The 18,088-nt window shown below is 47.3% G+C and carries 15 protein-coding genes; 14 read left to right on the forward strand and 1 reads right to left on the reverse strand.

The genetic code is table 11. The features are described 5' to 3' along the window. The first annotated feature begins 25 nt into the window (after positions 1-25). The 14 genes from ACG2F4_RS13955 (at position 26) to ACG2F4_RS14020 (ending at position 17,659) form a co-directional block, all read left to right on the forward strand. Positions 26-1,597, forward strand: a complete 1,572-nt coding sequence (locus tag ACG2F4_RS13955) for an arylsulfatase (RefSeq protein ID WP_395261496.1) — start codon at positions 26-28, stop codon at positions 1,595-1,597. A gap of 154 nt (positions 1,598-1,751) precedes the next feature. Further along, the gene (locus ACG2F4_RS13960; RefSeq protein ID WP_395261497.1) at positions 1,752-3,224 is read left to right on the forward strand and encodes a sulfatase; all 1,473 of its coding nucleotides are present in this window, start codon (positions 1,752-1,754) and stop codon (positions 3,222-3,224) included. A 234-nt stretch (positions 3,225-3,458) separates the two neighbouring features. Then, positions 3,459-4,796 carry a sulfatase-like hydrolase/transferase gene (locus ACG2F4_RS13965; RefSeq protein WP_395261498.1) on the forward strand — a complete coding sequence of 446 codons (1,338 nt, stop codon included), beginning with the start codon at positions 3,459-3,461 and terminating at the stop codon, positions 4,794-4,796. Positions 4,797-5,003: 207 nt separating this feature from the next. Continuing rightward, a complete protein-coding gene (locus ACG2F4_RS13970; RefSeq protein WP_395261499.1) occupies positions 5,004-6,632 on the forward strand; it encodes an alkaline phosphatase D family protein in 1,629 nt (542 codons plus the stop codon). A 631-nt stretch (positions 6,633-7,263) separates the two neighbouring features. Then, positions 7,264-8,400: a tyrosine-type recombinase/integrase gene (locus ACG2F4_RS13975; RefSeq protein WP_395261500.1), complete on the forward strand. Its 1,137-nt coding sequence runs from the start codon at positions 7,264-7,266 to the stop codon at positions 8,398-8,400. Positions 8,401-8,479: 79 nt separating this feature from the next. Continuing rightward, positions 8,480-9,313 (forward strand): hypothetical protein, encoded by an 834-nt coding sequence (locus ACG2F4_RS13980; protein ID WP_395261501.1) that lies wholly within the window; start codon positions 8,480-8,482, stop codon positions 9,311-9,313. A 101-nt stretch (positions 9,314-9,414) separates the two neighbouring features. Continuing rightward, complete coding sequence (locus ACG2F4_RS13985) at positions 9,415-9,621, forward strand: helix-turn-helix transcriptional regulator (protein ID WP_395261502.1); 207 nt, start codon at positions 9,415-9,417, stop codon at positions 9,619-9,621. A 165-nt stretch (positions 9,622-9,786) separates the two neighbouring features. Beyond that, positions 9,787-11,871 carry a DUF3987 domain-containing protein gene (locus ACG2F4_RS13990; RefSeq protein WP_395261503.1) on the forward strand — a complete coding sequence of 695 codons (2,085 nt, stop codon included), beginning with the start codon at positions 9,787-9,789 and terminating at the stop codon, positions 11,869-11,871. 16 nt (positions 11,872-11,887) lie between these two features. Beyond that, positions 11,888-12,160 (forward strand): hypothetical protein, encoded by a 273-nt coding sequence (locus ACG2F4_RS13995; protein ID WP_395261504.1) that lies wholly within the window; start codon positions 11,888-11,890, stop codon positions 12,158-12,160. A 206-nt stretch (positions 12,161-12,366) separates the two neighbouring features. Beyond that, entirely contained in the window at positions 12,367-14,406 is a 2,040-nt protein-coding gene (locus ACG2F4_RS14000; protein WP_395261505.1) for an N-6 DNA methylase, read from the forward strand. Between the two features lie 3 nt (positions 14,407-14,409). Continuing rightward, complete coding sequence (locus tag ACG2F4_RS14005; RefSeq protein WP_395261506.1) at positions 14,410-16,029, forward strand: RNA-binding domain-containing protein; 1,620 nt, start codon at positions 14,410-14,412, stop codon at positions 16,027-16,029. 17 nt (positions 16,030-16,046) lie between these two features. Then, on the forward strand, positions 16,047-16,964 hold the full coding sequence (locus tag ACG2F4_RS14010) for a DUF4268 domain-containing protein (protein WP_395261507.1): 918 nt from the start codon (positions 16,047-16,049) through the stop codon (positions 16,962-16,964). Then, a complete protein-coding gene (locus ACG2F4_RS14015; RefSeq protein ID WP_395261508.1) occupies positions 16,961-17,410 on the forward strand; it encodes a hypothetical protein in 450 nt (149 codons plus the stop codon). The genes ACG2F4_RS14010 and ACG2F4_RS14015 overlap by 4 nt, the downstream gene beginning before the upstream one ends. A 3-nt stretch (positions 17,411-17,413) precedes the next feature. Further along, complete coding sequence (locus ACG2F4_RS14020) at positions 17,414-17,659, forward strand: hypothetical protein (protein ID WP_395261509.1); 246 nt, start codon at positions 17,414-17,416, stop codon at positions 17,657-17,659. 21 nt (positions 17,660-17,680) lie between these two features. Here the strand turns inward: ACG2F4_RS14020 and ACG2F4_RS14025 are convergent. Further along, the coding region (locus ACG2F4_RS14025) for a transposase (RefSeq protein WP_395261510.1) at positions 17,681-18,088 on the reverse strand (408 nt) is incomplete at its 5' end.

Here is an 18,088-nt window from a genome sequence, read left to right on the forward strand (position 1 = left end):
TAAAAATAGTGAGCTTAATGTGAAGATGAGAAAATTATATAGATGGGTTAAACGTACCGTTTTTCCAATTTTTGCCTTATTAGTAGTTTCCGGCTGTAGCCCGGATGAAGGCACAGAAACAGAACCCGCCAAACCCAACATCATAATTATTTACGGGGATGATGTGGGGTACTACGATATCGGGGCCTACGGGACCGACATGATTCCAACGCCCAATATCGACCAGTTAGTTGCTGACGGAATTCGATTTACCTCCGCCTACGCCACCTCCGCCACATGCACGCCCAGCCGCTACTCGCTGCTCACCGGGGAGTACTCGTTTCGAAATGAGCGGGCACAGATATTGCCCAGCGACGCCCCGCTGCTTATCGAGCCGGGCAGCCCTACCATCCCCTCGGTGTTAAAAGAATCCGGGTACCGAACCGCGGTAGTGGGAAAATGGCACCTCGGGCTGGGTGAGGGAGCCGTCGACTGGAACGGCGCCGTAAAACCAGGTCCGCTGGAGGTGGGATTCGACGAATCGTTTATCCTGCCGGCCACCAACGACCGTGTGCCCACGGTGCTGCTGGAGGGCCATCACGTGCAGGGATTATCGGAAGAGGATGAACCGCTGCGCATCAGTTACGATGAAAAGGTCGGTGACCTGCCCACCGGTGAGTCACATCCCGATAAGCTGCATTACCCGGCCGATCCGCAGCATTCGGGCACCATCGTAAACGGCATCAGCCGTATCGGGTGGCAGACCGGCGGGCAGTCGGCCTGGTGGGACGACCAGCAGCTGGCACGGGTGTTTACCGAGCGAGCCCAAACGTTTGTAGAACAAAACAGGAAGAATCCCTTCTTCCTGTTTCTTTCGATGCACCAGAATCACGTGCCCCGCTGGCCGAACGAGCAGTTCGTCGGGGAAAGCAAGACCGGCTTGCGCGGCGATGCCGTGGTGGAGCTCGACTGGGTGGTGGGGCAGATCGTCCAAAAAATCGAAGAGATGGGGATTCGCGAAGAAACCCTGATCATTTTCACCAGTGACAACGGCCCGATTTTCGATGACGGGTACACCGACGGCTCCATCGGGGAGGCCAACGGGCACGATGCCAGCGGGCCGTTCCGGGGCGGCAAATACCACGCCTTTGAGGGAGGCACGCGCCTGCCGTTCATCGCCAGCTGGCCCGGCAGCATCGAAAAGGGTACGGTCTCCGATGCCATCATCAGCCAGGTAGACCTGCTGGCTTCGCTTGCCGACCTGGCCGGTGTCCAACTCCCTGAAAACGAACATTTTGACAGCCGGAACCTGGCTCATACCCTGCTGGGACATACGAAGCAGGGCCGTGAATATGTCGTCCAGCAGGGAGCGGGCGGGGTGTTCGGCATCCGCAAAGGCCAGTGGAAGCTGATAGAATCCGAAGATAAGCCCCCCGAGTGGACCGAAACCAAGCACAACGAGCACCAGAACCCGCTGACAACCTCGCAGGTGGATGCCGGCAGGTACCTCTACAACCTGGGTGAAGATCCCGGTGAAACGAATGATCTGGCCGACCAGCACCCCGAAATTGTGAAAGAGCTGTCAAACCTGCTGCAGGAAATCCGCAGCGGTAAATAAGGAGTTCCCCAATATTCGTCGGACGACTGTTTTTGTCGTCCGACGAATGAACAAAGTTCAATTTGAAGATAATTTAAACCTTACAGACAGTAATTTTCAGGATTGAAGTTTTAACTAAAAACTGATCTGAATTAAAGCAAAGACAAGAATTCTAATGAACGGGAAACGAAATATTTTTAAACTCTCCACGCTGGGAATTCTACTAATTTGTTACAGTATTTCAGTTTGCGACCTGCATGCCCAAGCCCCGGGCCAGAGAGCCGATCAAACCCCAAATTTAATCATTATTTTCACCGATGACCAGGGCTATGGTGATCTCAGCTCCTACGGGCATCCGGAAATTGAAACCCCCAATATCGACCGCCTGGCGGAAGAGGGGATGAAGTTCACCGATTTTTATGTGCCGGCTCCCGTGTGTACGCCGTCGAGAGCAGCCCTGCTGACCGGTACCTATCCCAAGAGGGTGGGGCTGGCTCACCGGGTGCTCTTCCCCTACTCGAAGACCGGTCTGAATCCCGATGAAATAACCATTGCCGAGATGTTAAAAGATGAGGGATATGCCACTGCTGCCATCGGGAAGTGGCACCTTGGGCATTATGCCCCGTTCCTGCCCACCAACCAGGGATTTGATTACTATTTCGGAATCCCCTATTCCAACGACATGGGCGACGTGGACTACGACCGGTACAATATGGCGGAGGATTACGTTTCGGGGCCGATTCCTGTGTATCGGAATGAGGAGGTTATAGAAGTGGATCCTGACCAGTCGCGGCTGACGCGAAGATACACCGATGAAGCGATCCGGTTCGTCACCGAAAATCGCGATCAGCCGTTCTTCCTGTACCTGCCGCACAGCATGCCCCACGTGCCGATTGCCGCCTCACGGCATTTCAGGGGGAAATCCGATTACGGCACCTACGGTGATGCAATTGAGGAGATTGACTGGGGCGTCGGGGAGATTCTGGATCACCTGGAACATCTCGGGATTGCCCGGAATACGGTTGTGATGTTCGCCACTGACAACGGGGCCTCAGAGTGGGAAGGCCAGGGCGGTTGGGTCTGGACGCCGGAGTGGGATGGTCGTGTTACCCGCGGCACGCAAACCTACCGTTCGGGATCAAACGGACCGTTGCGGGGCGACAAAAACACCACCTGGGAGGGGGGCATGCGGGTGCCGTTTCTAATTAGATGGCCCGAACGTATACCCGCAGGAGAAGTCTCTGGAGCACTGGTCACAAGCATGGACATTCTGCCAACCATCGCCGGTATTTTGGGAATCGAGCTACCGGCCGATCGCAAAATTGACGGCTATGACATCTGGCCGATCCTCTCCGGCACCCAGAAAGATGAAAGTCCCTACCAGGCCTTTTACTACTACCGGGATGATCGACTGCAGGCGGTGCGTAGCGGCAGGTGGAAACTCCATGTGTACCGCCCCGATTCGGGCGCCACCGAAATGCTGTACAACCTGCAAACCGATATCGGGGAAACGACCGACGTCTCAGATGAACACCCTGATGTCGTGGAGCGGCTGCAACGGCTGGCAGAAGAAGCCCGGCGGGATCTGGGCGATGCCGCCACCGGCCGGGAAGGCAGCAACGTGCGACCGATCGGTAAAATTGAATAAGAGGGGGCTTTGCAAACCCCTCACTTTAAAAGCTTGTCATTTTGAGTCCGCGATGTAATCTCCCTTTAGAGTCTCTGACGGGAGATTGCCGCACCCCTGTTCGCTTCGCTTACTTAGGGGCTCGCAATGACAGCTGGTTTTGCAAAGGCTCGGTAACAAAACTATTACCCGGCGTCCATTTTCAGTTCGCGGTTAAAATTACTTTACATAAAGACGATAGATATCAGATCACATATGGAAAAAACATTTAAAATTTTAGCAATTCTGCTAATTCTTGTATGGAGCCAGGCGATTCCTTGCATTGGGCAGTCTGAACCGCCAGAAAAACCCAATATACTGGTGATCATGCCTGATGATCTTGGCTGGCACGATGTAGGGTACCAGGGCTCATCCATTAAAACCCCGAATATCGACAAGCTGGCTCAATCGGGCCTGATCCTGGATCAGCACTACGTGATGCCCACCTGTACGCCTACGCGGGTGAGTTTGCTGACCGGTCGCTATGCCAGCCGTTACGGCGTTACCGGCCCGGATTACGGCGAGGTGATCGACCGTGGAGATCCCACGCTTGCGTCGCTGCTGTCACGATCCGGCTATTTCACCGCCATTGCCGGCAAGTGGCATCTAGGTTCACCACCACATACACCGCTGAAATACGGCCTTGATTCCAGCTACGGCTATTTTGACGGGCAGATCGACCCGTACACCCACAACTACAAGATGAAAACGAAGCTGACCAGCCGTAAGTCGTGGCACCGCAACGACGAGTACCTCGATGAGGAGGGCCATGCCACCGACCTGATTACCGATGAAGCGATCCGGATCATTGAGAAAGACCGGGAACAACCATTTTTCCTGTTTGTGGCGTACAGTGTTCCCCATTTTCCGCTCGATGAGCCGGAAAAATGGACCTCGAACTACGAGGATGTGCAGATGAGTCCCTCCCGAAAATGGTTCGCGGCCAGCGTGACCCACATGGATGACGGAATCGGCCAGATTATGGAGGCCCTGGAACGGACCGGCCAGCGTAAAAATACGCTCATTTTATTTGCAAGCGACAACGGAGGGCAGCACAGCTGGCACAGTGATACCGAGTACCGGGGTAGGTACGCCGACAAGCCGCACCGGGTACTGGGCAACAATTTTCCGCTGCGCGGCTGGAAGGGGGATCTCTACGAAGGCGGTATCCGCGTACCGGCGGTAGTTAACTGGCCGCGGGTATTTGAACCGGGCGTCGTCGAGGTGCCTCTCCATATTGCCGACTGGTTGCCGACTTTCCTGGCGCTGGCTGATGGCAGCGAACATGTCACCAACCGCGCTCTTGATGGAAAAAATATCTGGCCGGCTCTGACCGGGGAGGCCGAAGGTTATTCTGACCGAACGCTCTACTGGAAAACCGGCGGAGAATATGCCGTGCGGCAGGGCGACTGGAAACTGATTGTGCAACGCAATGACCAGGCAAAAGAGCTGTACAACCTGGCGGATGATTTCCGGGAGACCACGGACCTGAGCGATGAAGAGCCCGAAAAAGTGAACCAGATGCTGAATCTGCTGGGTACTCTGAAAAAGTAAGACACCGTAAAACAATAGCGGTGATATAACGCGATAAATTTCAACTTATTAATACTATTTAATACTATGATATTCATTTTTTCGAAACGCTGTGATCGATTGTATGTCAAAATAGGAATTGGTCTGTTGCTGGTTGGAGGGCTGTTCTTCTCACCCGTACAAGCTCAGCAGGCTGTATCGCCCTACGATTTCCCTTATGGATACCCAATGCCTGAATACCCTGTAGCGGGCGGTTCGCATCCGGCCATGGCTGGTGATTACTACGACAGCAAGCCGGATCCCCAACGAGAACTCAAACGCATCGGCCCATATGCGTTACGGTTGATACAGACCGACAGTGCCCGGGAAGCAGTTCGGTACACGGATTGGTATCGCCAGCACTACCCCAATTTATTGGACGGTGAAATGTTATTCATGCGGACGGTGGCCCTGGCTCAACTGGGTCAACTCGATGAGGCCGCCGAGAGCATGGGAAAAGCCTTGGCTGAAACAAATATACCTCCACAGCAGTTTATTGCGGGACCGCGCCGCCTGCTGGCCCCACTGCATGATCATCCCGCATTCATAAAACTAAGGGAGGACATGAAAGGAACACTTGTTCATGGCCCGATGCTGGGAGCCATGACCGATCACAGCGTTAATGTATGGGTAAGAACCGTATCAGAGACCCCGGTCAGAGTGGTGATGAGCAGGTCTGAAGAGATGTCGGACCCGATCGTTACAGAACCCGTTATGAGTAAGGCTGACGATGATTATACGGCTGAAATATCCGTAGAGGGACTCCAGCCTGATACCCAATACTATTACGAAGTCCAGGTGGGTCAGGAAAAACATCCAATACGCGCCGACCACCAGCAGTTTCGCACGTATCCGAAGCGAGATTACCCCGCGGCATTTCAGATGGTGTTCGGCGGATGCGCGGGATACGTCCCCCACAAAGAACGGATGTGGGATACGATTCGAAAGTTCACCCCACGGGCCTTTCTGACTCTTGGGGATAATGTCTATATCGATGACCCGGAAAGTCCCGATCAAGCGCGATTCCATTATTATCGGCGCCAGTCAAGGCCGGAATTCCAGCGGTTGGTCGGATCCAGCCCGGTCTATTCCATCTGGGACGATCATGATTTCGGGATGAACGACAGCTGGGGCGGTCCCAGGGAGGATCTGCCGTACTGGAAACCGATGGTGTGGGATATTTTTACCGAAAACTGGGTCAATCCGCCCTACGAAAGCGGTGATCGGCCGGGCGGATGGTACGATTTTACCATTGCAGACGTACAGTTCATCATGCTGGATACCCGCTATTACCGCGAGGATGCCGGGCGCTTCGAGGGCCAAGGAGTTGAGAATCCCTCGATGCTGGGGCCTGAACAACTGGCATGGCTGAAAGAGACGCTCACAAACTCCGATGCAACCTTTAAGGTATTGGTCTCTTCCATTCCTTGGCATTACGATGCCAAAGGCCAAGGCGACAACAAAGTGGACGGCTGGGCCGGGTTCCCCCATGAACGTGAAAAAATATTTTCATGGATTGATGCACATAATCTGGGAGGCGTGCTGTTGCTTTCCTCCGACCGGCATCGGTCAGATGCCTGGGTAACCGAGCGCGAGAATGGCTATGACCTGTACGAGTTTGGATCCGGCCAGTTTACCAACCAGCATACCCACCAGGTGCTGGACGGCGCCCTGTTTGGCTACAACGAGAAGCCCTCGTTCGGGGTATTGAATTTTGATACGGAAGCGGAAGACCCGTCGGTACAGTACCGCATTGTCGATATCGACGGGTTTATTCACCAGGAGTTGACCGTAAAGCGCTCGGAGCTGGAATACTGAGACCCCATAAGTTCGCCACTGCGGATACATACTAGAGAGTATGAAGATGTTTAAACAGCTTGATCTATCCTTTGCGAATGGACCGTCCCTGAAGACCCAGTAAATGAGGAGGTTAGCCCTCCAGTGGGAGTGATTTCCATGCTGGAATAGACCGACAGTGATGCCCCAATTGTATTCCTGGAGTAAACTGGACAGGCAAAGCTGGCCTAAGCCGATCAACAGATTTATTTTAGACAGGCTGTTAAAAAAGAAAAAAGGATGGAGAGTATGCTTTCGAAGCTATGAGCTAATATTAACCTGACAATTTATAATACTACTCCATTATTGTTACACCGAGAAGAATTTTCATTTTTTTTAAACTTTTTTTAGAGCAAAAAAAGCCCCTAACTCTTTGAAAGTCAGGGGTTTATGAGAAGCGATCCGGACGAGATTCGAACTCGCGACCTCCTGCGTGACAGCAATTAAAATAGAATTTTCGTAAGTTATAAAAGCCTACCAAGACTTACGTAAGTTATTGTGTAGCAATGATTTAAAACTTTTATAAGTTTTCAGGAATTCTCTAAGATGCATGCGGTCGTGTTACCCCGCTGTTACCCCGAGAATGGTATGTTAACTACTTCAAAAAAATGAAATGGCTATTATAAATTTTAATTACCAGGCTTTAAAATCATTAGAGTCACCAGATAAAAGAATAGAGGTATTTGATGAACGGGAAAATGGGTTGGGCTTGCGTGTCACTCCGGGTGGGACAAAAACATTTTTCTATCGATACCGGGTTAATAATAAGATCCGAAGATACACCATTGGCCAATTTGATAGCGTTGGAGTAAAGGATGCTCGCAATGTGGTATCCAGACTGCGGGTTATGGTGCTGGATGGGTTAGATCCCCAAGCTGAAAGACAGAAGAAAAAGAATATCAATGGGTTAAAAACTTTCTCGGACCTGGTTGAAGAGTTCAAAGAAAAGTATCTGCCCACACTGAGGGAAAATACCCAGATAGAATACAATAGAATTATTGACAAGGAATTATTACCGGTATTCGGTAAACTTCCGGCCGTTAAAATTACAAAACATGAAATCGTTGAAATATTAGATAAGAAGGCCTACAAGGATGGCTCTCCTACCATGGCCAACCGGATAAGATCCCGGCTGTCTCGAATCTTTACCTTTGGCATGGAGCGAGGGCATGTAGAAGTGAATCCAATACAAAATGTATCTACCTATAAGCAAGGGGAATCCAAACGACATCGTTATTACAGTGAGGAGGAGATTAGGAAACTGTGGGGATTCTTTGAGGATTGGGGAGAGCCGACACAGTCTGTATTACAAATGCTTTTGATCTGTGGCCAGCGAAAGACTGAAACGATGAAGATGAGATGGGCTGACATCCAGGGAGAAGTTTGGACTATTCCAGCTTCATTAGCAAAAAACAAGCACCCTCACGACGTGCCACTATCTCCAATGGCTTTAGAAATTATTGACAGGATGAAAAAGATAAATGGGAAAAGTGAATATGTGTTTGCCTCACCTCAGAATAAAAAAGCTCCCCTTGATTCCATGAGCCGGGTTCGTCAGGCCATACAGAATAACACTGAAGTTTCTGATTTTCGTCCTCATGATCTTCGGCGAACCGTTGCTACGTACATGGCAAAACTGGGAATTGAGCGCACTGTTTTGGGTAAAATCCTTAATCATAAAGGATTGGCCGGTGATGGACAGGTAACAGCCATCTACGACAGGCACAGTTATATGGGGGGAAAAGCGTAAGGCCTTAAACCTGTGGGGCACAAATTTGCGAAAGATCCTGGATGAGGAAAATGAAAAAATAATCGTAGGATAAACAGGAATGAATAATGATTTAACATTAACTGATCTGCAATGGCCGGGGAATTCTCAAAAGGAGCAAGAGCGAAGGGAGGCCGTACTATTCCATTTCTTCAGTGTTTATGCAGAGCACTATAACAGGCAGCGGGTTGGGGCACAGGCTGACTTTGCCAGCATACTGGATCTTCTTGGCAAGACGTCTGACTCAAAACATCAGACGCTGGAAAAGAGGAAAGAGAGATTTAAAAACGAAATCTTTGCATTAAGTGAGCAGTATCACAAGGGGTTTGGAAATATTGACGTCTCAGCCGTTGAAAATTATAAAGCCAGGATAATAGAATTGGTGGATGAAATATCAATGCCTGAAGAGATATGCTATCCAGATATAGATGAAATCATTGATGAACTGCGGACCTATACCGTAGAGTTTGCTAAAATCATTTTCAATGAAAAGAATATAGATTCTGCCGTACCAATCTTTAAGGGGGTTTTTGATCTACATCAATATTACAATGGGTATATCGATCTCAGAATACATATGACGAGTTTGGGACTTGTAATACACAAAGTAAATCAAGAGGGGTACCCCGAAAGGATTAAACTTTCGGAAGAGCTGGATGAACAAGAAAAAGAGGAAATCAAGAGAGAAGTGTTCAAAAGTTATGACTTGCAAAAAAATGACTATTGGATAACTGCTTACGAGCTCTATAACAATGATCGTACCTGGGAAGAGGTTTACGAGGTAATCGAAAAACTAAGAGCGGATCTTGGGCTAGTACCCAAATACACTTCCTTTGATAGCTTCAAAAGGGCCAAGAGTAGATTTGACAAGCAGCGGCGTTCAGGGACAAAGTAACCATTGTCACCCTACCAAAGTGACCATTGTCATCTAACCAAAGGCTGTTATTCGCAGTAGGTTTTAAGCGCATTAATTACTAACCAAACGCATTAAAACCTATGAAAGACTTATCTTTAATAAGACCCAACGAATTAGCTGATCTGTTAAGCATTTCGATCCCCACCTTATATCGAATGATCAATAACGGCGAACTGCCACCCAAAGTCAGGATCGGAAAAAGAGCCGTCGGATGGCACCGCTCACAAATTGAAGACTGGATGGATGAGCGGACAGAAGAACCAAAAGAATTGGAGGTTCAAAACTAAGTAATGTTATACCTCTTTGGGCAGGTAGGGCTTTATTTTCCAAAGCGACAACTGAAAGGAAAATGCTCTACCTGTCTAACTTGGTAAGCATTGGCCAAGAACTCCCATTCAAATACCCACCCTCATTAATCTATATCTCAAACCATTTGCCAGAAGCCGAAACTAATGACAGTCAGCGAAAAATTAACCCCACAGGATATACATGCAATTTTAAATCGATTAGGTATTAATCCCAACGGCAGGAAGCCGGATCCCAATGGGTGGATAACCATTCGTTCCCCGCTACGAGAAGATAATAACCCCTCCTTTGGCCTTAATCTCCAGACCGGAGCCTTTAAAGACCACGGGACAGACGAAAGTGGTGATGTCATCACATTAGTGGAACAAATAAAAGGCATCAATACCACAGAAGCCATTAAGTGGGTTAGAGAGCTGTTACATTATTTGCCTGCACATACAAGTAATACTAGTTACACTTCTGGGGCTCAGAAAAAAAGATCAGATACTTTCTGGGATTCACAACATTTGCTCCTTCTATCTGAAAGCCAGGAGCGATTAAAAAAGGAACCTGCGCATCCTCTCATTGCACAGCTATTATCCTACGATCAGGTTAAGATTGATTCGCTCCTATACTTCGGTTGCGGGATCCTAAACCAGTACGGCGAAGACTGGCTGGCTTTTCCCTATGATACCGGCTGCCAGTTATATCGCAGAGTAGATGGGCAAAAGCAGATACGTACACTTAAAGGAAGCACACCGGGTAATTCATTTTTTGGAGGTAGAAAGATAACAAGAACTTGTGAACCATTAGTAATTGGGAAGTCTCCCAGGGAAGCGATGCTGCTTCATCAGCTTTTATTAACCAATGCTGATGTTATTGGGCTGGCAACAGGAGAACAGTCCAACCTATCGGATATGCAGATTAAATGGTTTCGAAAGCAAATTGAAGGATCAGATTATAACAGAATTATTTTGTGCCTGGATTGTGATACGGAGGAAGCTTATAAAACGACCAAACAATTAGGATTAAATATCAAAACAATTGAACCCAGGCTCGATGTATCAATAGTTAATATTTATCAGCACACGAAGGGAAAATGTAAGGATGTAACTGACTTAGTAAAGGATGAGGAGTACTGGCCGTTAATATCTGATATTTTTAAAAGTAGAGAAGCAATTGTTATTGAGGAGCAAGTAGAAAAACCACTAAAAAAGCTACCGGAAATAAACCTGGATATTGAAACGGCCCCATCCATTCCAGATGTCGTATATGAGCACTTGCCTGAACTTTTGCAAGCCCAGTGTCAACTCATTAGTGAGCAGCATCGCAAGGATGTCTTCCTGGTATCGGCCCTTCCCGTCGTAGCCGCTCACATGCCCAAAGTATTGGCTGATCACTCGGATGGGTATTATTCCCCGGATCTATTCACCCTGGTAGTAGCAGCTCCGGGAACAGGGAAAGGGACCGCCGGGAAAGCAAAAAAAATGGGACATGTTTTGAATGAACACCTAATTAGAGACTCCAAGATCAGGAAAGCCGATTATGAGGCCATGACGGATGAGCAAAAAAGCCAGGTAAGTGAGCCCAGGGAACAAAGCCTGTTTATCCCGGCCAATTCTTCCAGCCGGGCCATTTACGACACCCTGGATGCCAACGGGGGAAGTGGGCTCTTGTTCGAGACCGAAATTGATACCATGCTTAATGCTACGGGGCAGGATTGGGGAAATTTTTCTGACATTACCCGAAAAGCCTTTCATCATGAATCGATCTCTATTAACCGCAAAGAAGAAAGTTTCTCTATCAATAGCCCCCGGCTTTCAATATGTCTCACTGGGACATTTGATCAATTTACCGAGATGTTTCAAAGTGCCGAAAATGGACATTTCAGTCGATACGCCTTATACACCTTTAATGTCCCGCGCATATGGCAAAGCCACCGGCCGACAGCACAAAGTCGCCAGCTGTTAGTTTCTCTGGAAGCTGCAAGTATGGAGTTATACGAGCTCTATTCGAAGCTGAAACCAAGGGCTAAGCCTTTGTATGTAGATCTCACCTCCGAGCAGTGGGAGATGATTGACAGTACCTTCTCAAATAAAATGCAACTTATAGAGGACTGGGACCTTTCCTCCTATTTGCATGCTTCGAACAACCGGGCTGCGATTTTAGCTCTTAGAATGGCATCGATGTTCACAGTATTACGTACCCTTACGGCAGAACCCCCTCATACTGGAAACAGATACCAGTATTGAACCCGGGCAATCGGATATGATAGCGGCTTTATGGCTGGCCGACACCTTCATCAAGCATGCGATTCGACTGTACCATATTCTGCCAAAAGCTACGGATGTAGATGGTAAGGGCGAGCGGTACCGCCATTTCTATCTTGCTTTACCTGAGGAGTTTGAAACCAGCAGAGCTATTTTAGTTGCAGAAGGGTTAAACATCCCAGAACGGACGGCCCACCGCTGGTTATCTGCACTGACAGGAGAATATCTAACCCGGATTAAAAGAGGCTATTACAAGAAAATGACAGAATAGTCCATTGGCAGTTATGGCAGAAGTGGCATTATTGGCAATTGGTTTTAAGAGAAATGCCAGTTCTGCCAGTAATGCCACTATTGCCAATACGAAATTGGCGGCAAATGTCTCGTATGTCTCATAAAATATTCTGGTGATTTTTTGCTATCATAACTTCTTTGTTAAATGGTTTAATTATTAGATAAGAACAACATATACGTCTTTATATGACCAATTTTCGGGAACGGGCCAATTTTATTTGGGATGTCGCCAACCTTATTCGTGACAGCTTCAAAAGAGGAAAATACCAGGATGTCATACTTCCCTTTACTGTACTTCGAAGAGTAGATAGCGTATTACAGCCTAATAAAGGAGAAGTCCTTACTACCTATAACAAGTATAAGGAAAAGCTGGAGGACATGGATGACCTGCTTCGACAGGCCTCCGGTTATGCTTTTTACAATACCAGTAAATATGATTTTGAACGGTTGCTGGCGGATCACGAGCACATAGCAGATAACCTACGGCGCTATATCAATGGCTTTTCGGATAATATGCGGGAGGTACTCTATAATTTTGATTTCGATAACACCATCCGAAAGCTGGATGACCAAGGTTTGCTGTACCAGGTAATGCAGCGCTTTAATGAGATCGATCTGCATCCGGATACCGTCAGCAACATGGAGATGGGATACATCTTCGAAGAGCTGATCCGTAAGTTCAACGAGGCAACTAACGAAAACCCCGGTGAGCACTTTACCCCACGTGAGGTTATCCATCTGATGGCTAATATTGTTTTAGAGCCTGATATGGAGGAGCTACAGAAAGAAGGTATTATTGTCAAAGTATATGACCCTGCATGTGGAACAGGTGGTATGCTGAGTATTACGAAAGACAAGATCCAGGAGATCAATCCTGATGCGGATGTGCGCGTTTTTGGGATGGAATTGAATCCAGAGACCTATGCGGTTAGCAAGAGTGACTTTTTTCTAAAAACCGAGGACGGTAAAGATGCGGAGAATATTCTGCAGGGCAGTACACTCTCCAATCCCAAGCATAGTGGAGAGACCTTCAATTATATGTTGGCTAATCCGCCCTATGGCAAGGATTGGAAACGGGACAAGAAAGAAGTAGAAGACGAAGCCGATCGCGGCTATGCAGGACGCTTTGGAGCGGGTACGCCCCGCAGTAATGATGGTCAGTTGCTCTTTACACAGGATATGCTTTCTCACAAGGCCCCTTTCGAAGATGGTAAAGGCGGCAGCCGTATTGCCGTGGTTCATAACGGATCTCCGCTATTCACCGGTGATGCGGGGAGTGGAGAAAGTGAAATCCGCCGGTGGATGCTGGAAAATGACTGGCTGGAGGCTATCGTAGCTCTGCCTGAACAGCTTTTCTATAATACAGGCATTGCTACCTATGTGTGGATTTTGAGTAATAAGAAGACCCCAGAGCGCAAGGGGAAAGTCCAGCTTATCGATGCTTCGGACATCTGGGAGCCGATGCGTAAGAGTCTGGGCGATAAGCGCCGAAGAATATCCAATGACCAGCTAAAACAAATTACGAAGCTTTATAGCGATTTCCAGGAGGGCGACAAGGTTAAGATTTTTGAAAATGAAGAATTTGGCTATCGCAAAGTCCGTATTGAACAGCCGTTGCGGTTGAACTACCATGCGGTTCCAGAGCGTATAGAGCGACTCAAAGAAGAGCGGGTCTTTCAGAATTTTGCCAAGAGTCGCAAGAAAGATAAAGAAGAAAAGAAGAAAGAGATTGAAGAAGGCAAAAAGGAGCAGCAGTTTATTCTCGATGTGCTCCATTCGATGAGTGATGAAAAGTTTACCAACAGCCGCAATTTCTTTAAGCGACTAAAAGAGCGATTCGCAGAGCACGATTACAAGCCCAAGAAAAGCTTGTTAAATGCAATTGAGCGGGCTATCGGTGAAAAGGATGAGGAAGCCGATATCGTAAAGGACAAGAAGGGGAATCCAGAGTCGGATACCGACCTTCGTGATTATGAGAACGTGCCACTGGATGAAGATGTTTTTGAGTATTTCGAGCGGGAGGTGAAACCGCACGTGCCGGAAGCCTGGATCGATGAAGACTATACCGATGAAAAGGATGGCGAAGTGGGACGTGTGGGCTATGAAATCCCCTTTACGCGGCACTTCTACGAGTACGAGCCACCGCGTCCGCTGGATGAGATCGAAGATGAGATCAAAACGTTGGAAGAGCAGATTCAGGACTTAATGAAAGAGGTTATCGACTAATTAATGGCATTACCAGTTAACATAGAAAAGCTCATTAAGGGCACGGTTGTAGAAACCGAGCGCATCGAATTCAAGAAGGGATGGAATCCTGAAGGTGTGATTCACACGATGTGTGCCTTTGCCAACGATATCAATAATCTTGGTGGTGGCTATATCGTCATTGGTGTCGAAGAAGAGGATGGCAATCCTATACTGCCACCAACCGGACTGCAGAAGAATCAGTTGGACGCTATTCAAAAGAAACTGGTGGAGCACAGCAACAGAATTCAGCCCACCTATTTTGCCGTCTCGGAGCCAGCAGAAGTTCAGGGAAAGTATGTATTTGTTCTCTACTGTCCTGGTGGAGATAATCGTCCGTACAAGGCTCCGGTATCCCTTTCGGATAAAACCAGAGGCCAGGCGTACTGGATTCGCAGATACAATTCTACGGTACAGGCGAATGAACAGGAGGAGCAAAAACTTCACGAGCTGGCCGCTAAGATTCCATTTGATGACCGGATTAACCATGAGGCCTCACTTAACGATTTAAAACTGTCGCTTATAAAAGAATTTTTGCAAGAGATCGACAGCCCATTGTTTGAACAGGCTGATGATATTCCTTTTGCTGAACTCTGTCGGCAAATGCAGATTGTGAAGGGTCCAATTGAAAATTTAAAACCTGTCAATGCAGGACTCCTGCTGTTTAATGATGAGCCGGAACAGTTTTTCCCCGGAGCCAAGATCGAGGTCATTATTTATCAGGATGAAGTGGGAGATCGGTTTTCCGAAAAGATCTTTACCGGCCCAATTCACAAGCAGTTGATCCGGGCGCTGGAATATCTCCAGACGAATGTTATTCGGGAGGAAGTAGCAAAGGTTGAAGGGCAAGCGCAGGCCAATCGCTTTTATAATTATCCCTATGCAGCCATAGAAGAGGTGCTGGCTAATGCCGTGTATCACCGGAGCTATGAGCTGCGCAATACGATCGAAGTAAATGTACGGCTGGATAAGATTGAAGTTCTCAGCTTTCCCGGTCCGCTCCCGCCGGTAGACAATGACATGCTGCAAAAAGAGCGTATCGTTGCCCGAAACTATCGCAACCGTCGTATTGGTGACTTTTTGAAAGAGCTGCAACTGACTGAAGGACGTTCGACCGGCTTCCCAAAGATTTATAAGGCTATGAAACAAAACGGCTCTCCGGAACCGATCTTTGAGACGGATGAGCAACGAACCTACTTCTTGGCTAAACTTCCTATCCATTACAGCCTACAGGGGGAAGCTTGGGCATTAAAGAATGATGAAAAATTTCTTTCAAGAAGTGAATATGCAGAGCAGCAAGAGATATTATTAAATGAGCTTGGGACAACCTTGTCCCAAGTCTGTCCTAAGTCTGTCCCAAGTGAAGAAGGAGCCTTGATTATAAAGAATTTGGCTCAAGAAGGGGCTTCACCTCTTACGGATTTAATGGAGTGGATTGGCGAAAGTAACCGGACACGATTCAGGGAAAATTACCTAAATGGCTTAATGGAAGAAGATTTAGTAGAGTTTACGATACCGGAGAAACCACGAAGCAGCAAACAGAAGTATCGGCTTTCGGAGAAAGGCGAAGAGTTATTTAATGGCGTGAAGCATAAAATAGAATAATTACCATATATCTTAGTATGAGTACATTCGGAAACTTACAGCAAGTAGATCTTAGAGAAGGATGGGCACATGAGGCCTTTGACTTTACACAGTGGCTGGTAGATCAGGAAAATCTACAAATGCTTTCCGACGAGATCGGTATTGAAATCGCTCCAATTGATTCGGAGGTAAAGACAGGACGCTACAGCGTGGATATCCTGGCAGAGGAAGAGAATACCGGCAAGAAGGTTATTATTGAAAACCAACTGGAACAGACGGACCATGATCACTTGGGTAAAGTGATAACGTATGCTTCGGGCCATGATGCGGAGTATATTGTGTGGATTGTGAGGGACGCTAATGATGAGCACCGACAGGCGCTGGAATGGCTCAACGATCATACCGGCAATGAACTCAATTTCTTTCTGTTACGATTGGAACTCTGGAAGATTGATGAATCAAAACCGGCTGTGAAGTTCAATACCATTGTAAAACCTAATGAGTGGACTAAAACGTTAAGAGAACGTAGTCAGTCGGATGATCTTACGGAAACCAAGATGATGCAGCTGGATTTTTGGCAACAATTCAAGTCATTTTGTAGAGAGAAAAATTCCCGATTGGGAACTCAAAAAGCTTCACCTCGTCATTGGTATAATGTTGCTATAGGAAGATCGGGTAGCAAAGTAGTTCTTACCGTAAATACCCGGGACCAAGAGTTGGGTTGTGAGCTATACATCAAAGATGATAAGGAGTGGTTTGATAACCTATATGAAGAAAAAGAAGAGATAGAAGCGACTATTGGTTCCTCATTGGAATGGCAACGACTGGACGACAAGAAAGCCAGCCGTATAAAGTTGGCGAAGGATGTTAATTTTGAGGACCAAGATCAATGGACGAACTATTTCGAGTGGCTGAAAGACAGGGCAGACAAATTTAAACGAGTATTTGGAGCATGAGCCCTGAAATTATCATATCGGCTGTCGCGCTTGTGGTATCTATCGTAGTTGCTATATATAGCTACAGACAGGGGCAGAAAAGTAATGAACTCCAAAGTCGTGTCGTAAAACTGGAGGAAAAACGGGAAGAAAGGAACCAAAAACAATTAAGTGAAGCTAAATTAAATATTGAATTGGAGAAAGTTGCTACGGGAAAATACATTTTTCGAATTATTAATAAAGGTCCCGCAAAAGCTACTGACTTTTCTTTTAGAATTAATGGGCAGGCTCCCCATAAATATGATAGAATGTTGTTCGATTTAGAATCAATTAACCAAATTCAATCTGGGCAAAAACTTGAAAAAAGAGTGAGTAATACTAAAGATCAAGGTTCAGTAATTGATGTAGTAGCCAATTTTGAAGATGGTAATGGAAAACAAGAAAAGGAATTCAGGTTAAATTTTTAGAGTATGCGCTACCGTAAACCAGAAGAGCTGAAAGAAACAGATGTTGAGTGGAGTGGAGATATTCCAGTTGATTGGGATACGACAAAATTAAAGTTCCAGACCATGGTCAATATGGGACAATCTCCACCCTCTGATGGCTATAACAAGAAAGGTATAGGAACGGCTTTTCTACAAGGTAATGCAGATTTTACCGATAAATATCCTCAAACAGAGTCATTTACTGATAATGGAAACGCGTTTAGGGGTTAACATTAAGCAGCTAATGCATGTTTAATATGCATTAATAGGTTGCCCGTTTTGCCAGTTGATATACTGCAGCAGCGTTACTGAGGCCACTTTGCTGATCAATCTGGCTCGCAGCCCGGCAAATGTTTTGGCATAGTTTCGTTTGAGCATCATCTGGTCGCAGAGCTGCGAAAAGACCGTTTCTACCCGACGTCGGGCGGTTTTAAAAACCACTGCCCACGGTTGGTACCCGCTTTGATTGCGACGCATCGGCGTTTGGAGTTCGATGCCGGCACTATAAAACAAATCAATCTGCTGTTTGCTTGACAGGTACCCCTTGTCGGCCAGCAGCAGACAGTCGCTGAGCCCGCTGTGTTTAATATCTTTCAAATAGTGAACATCATGGACACTGGCTTTGGTCAGATCCATGCTCTGATAGACCCCGTCCAAACT

Origin of the sequence: Halalkalibaculum sp. DA3122, from assembly GCF_043951865.1 — a bacterium.
Lineage (GTDB): Bacteria > Bacteroidota > Rhodothermia > Balneolales > Balneolaceae > JAMQKA01.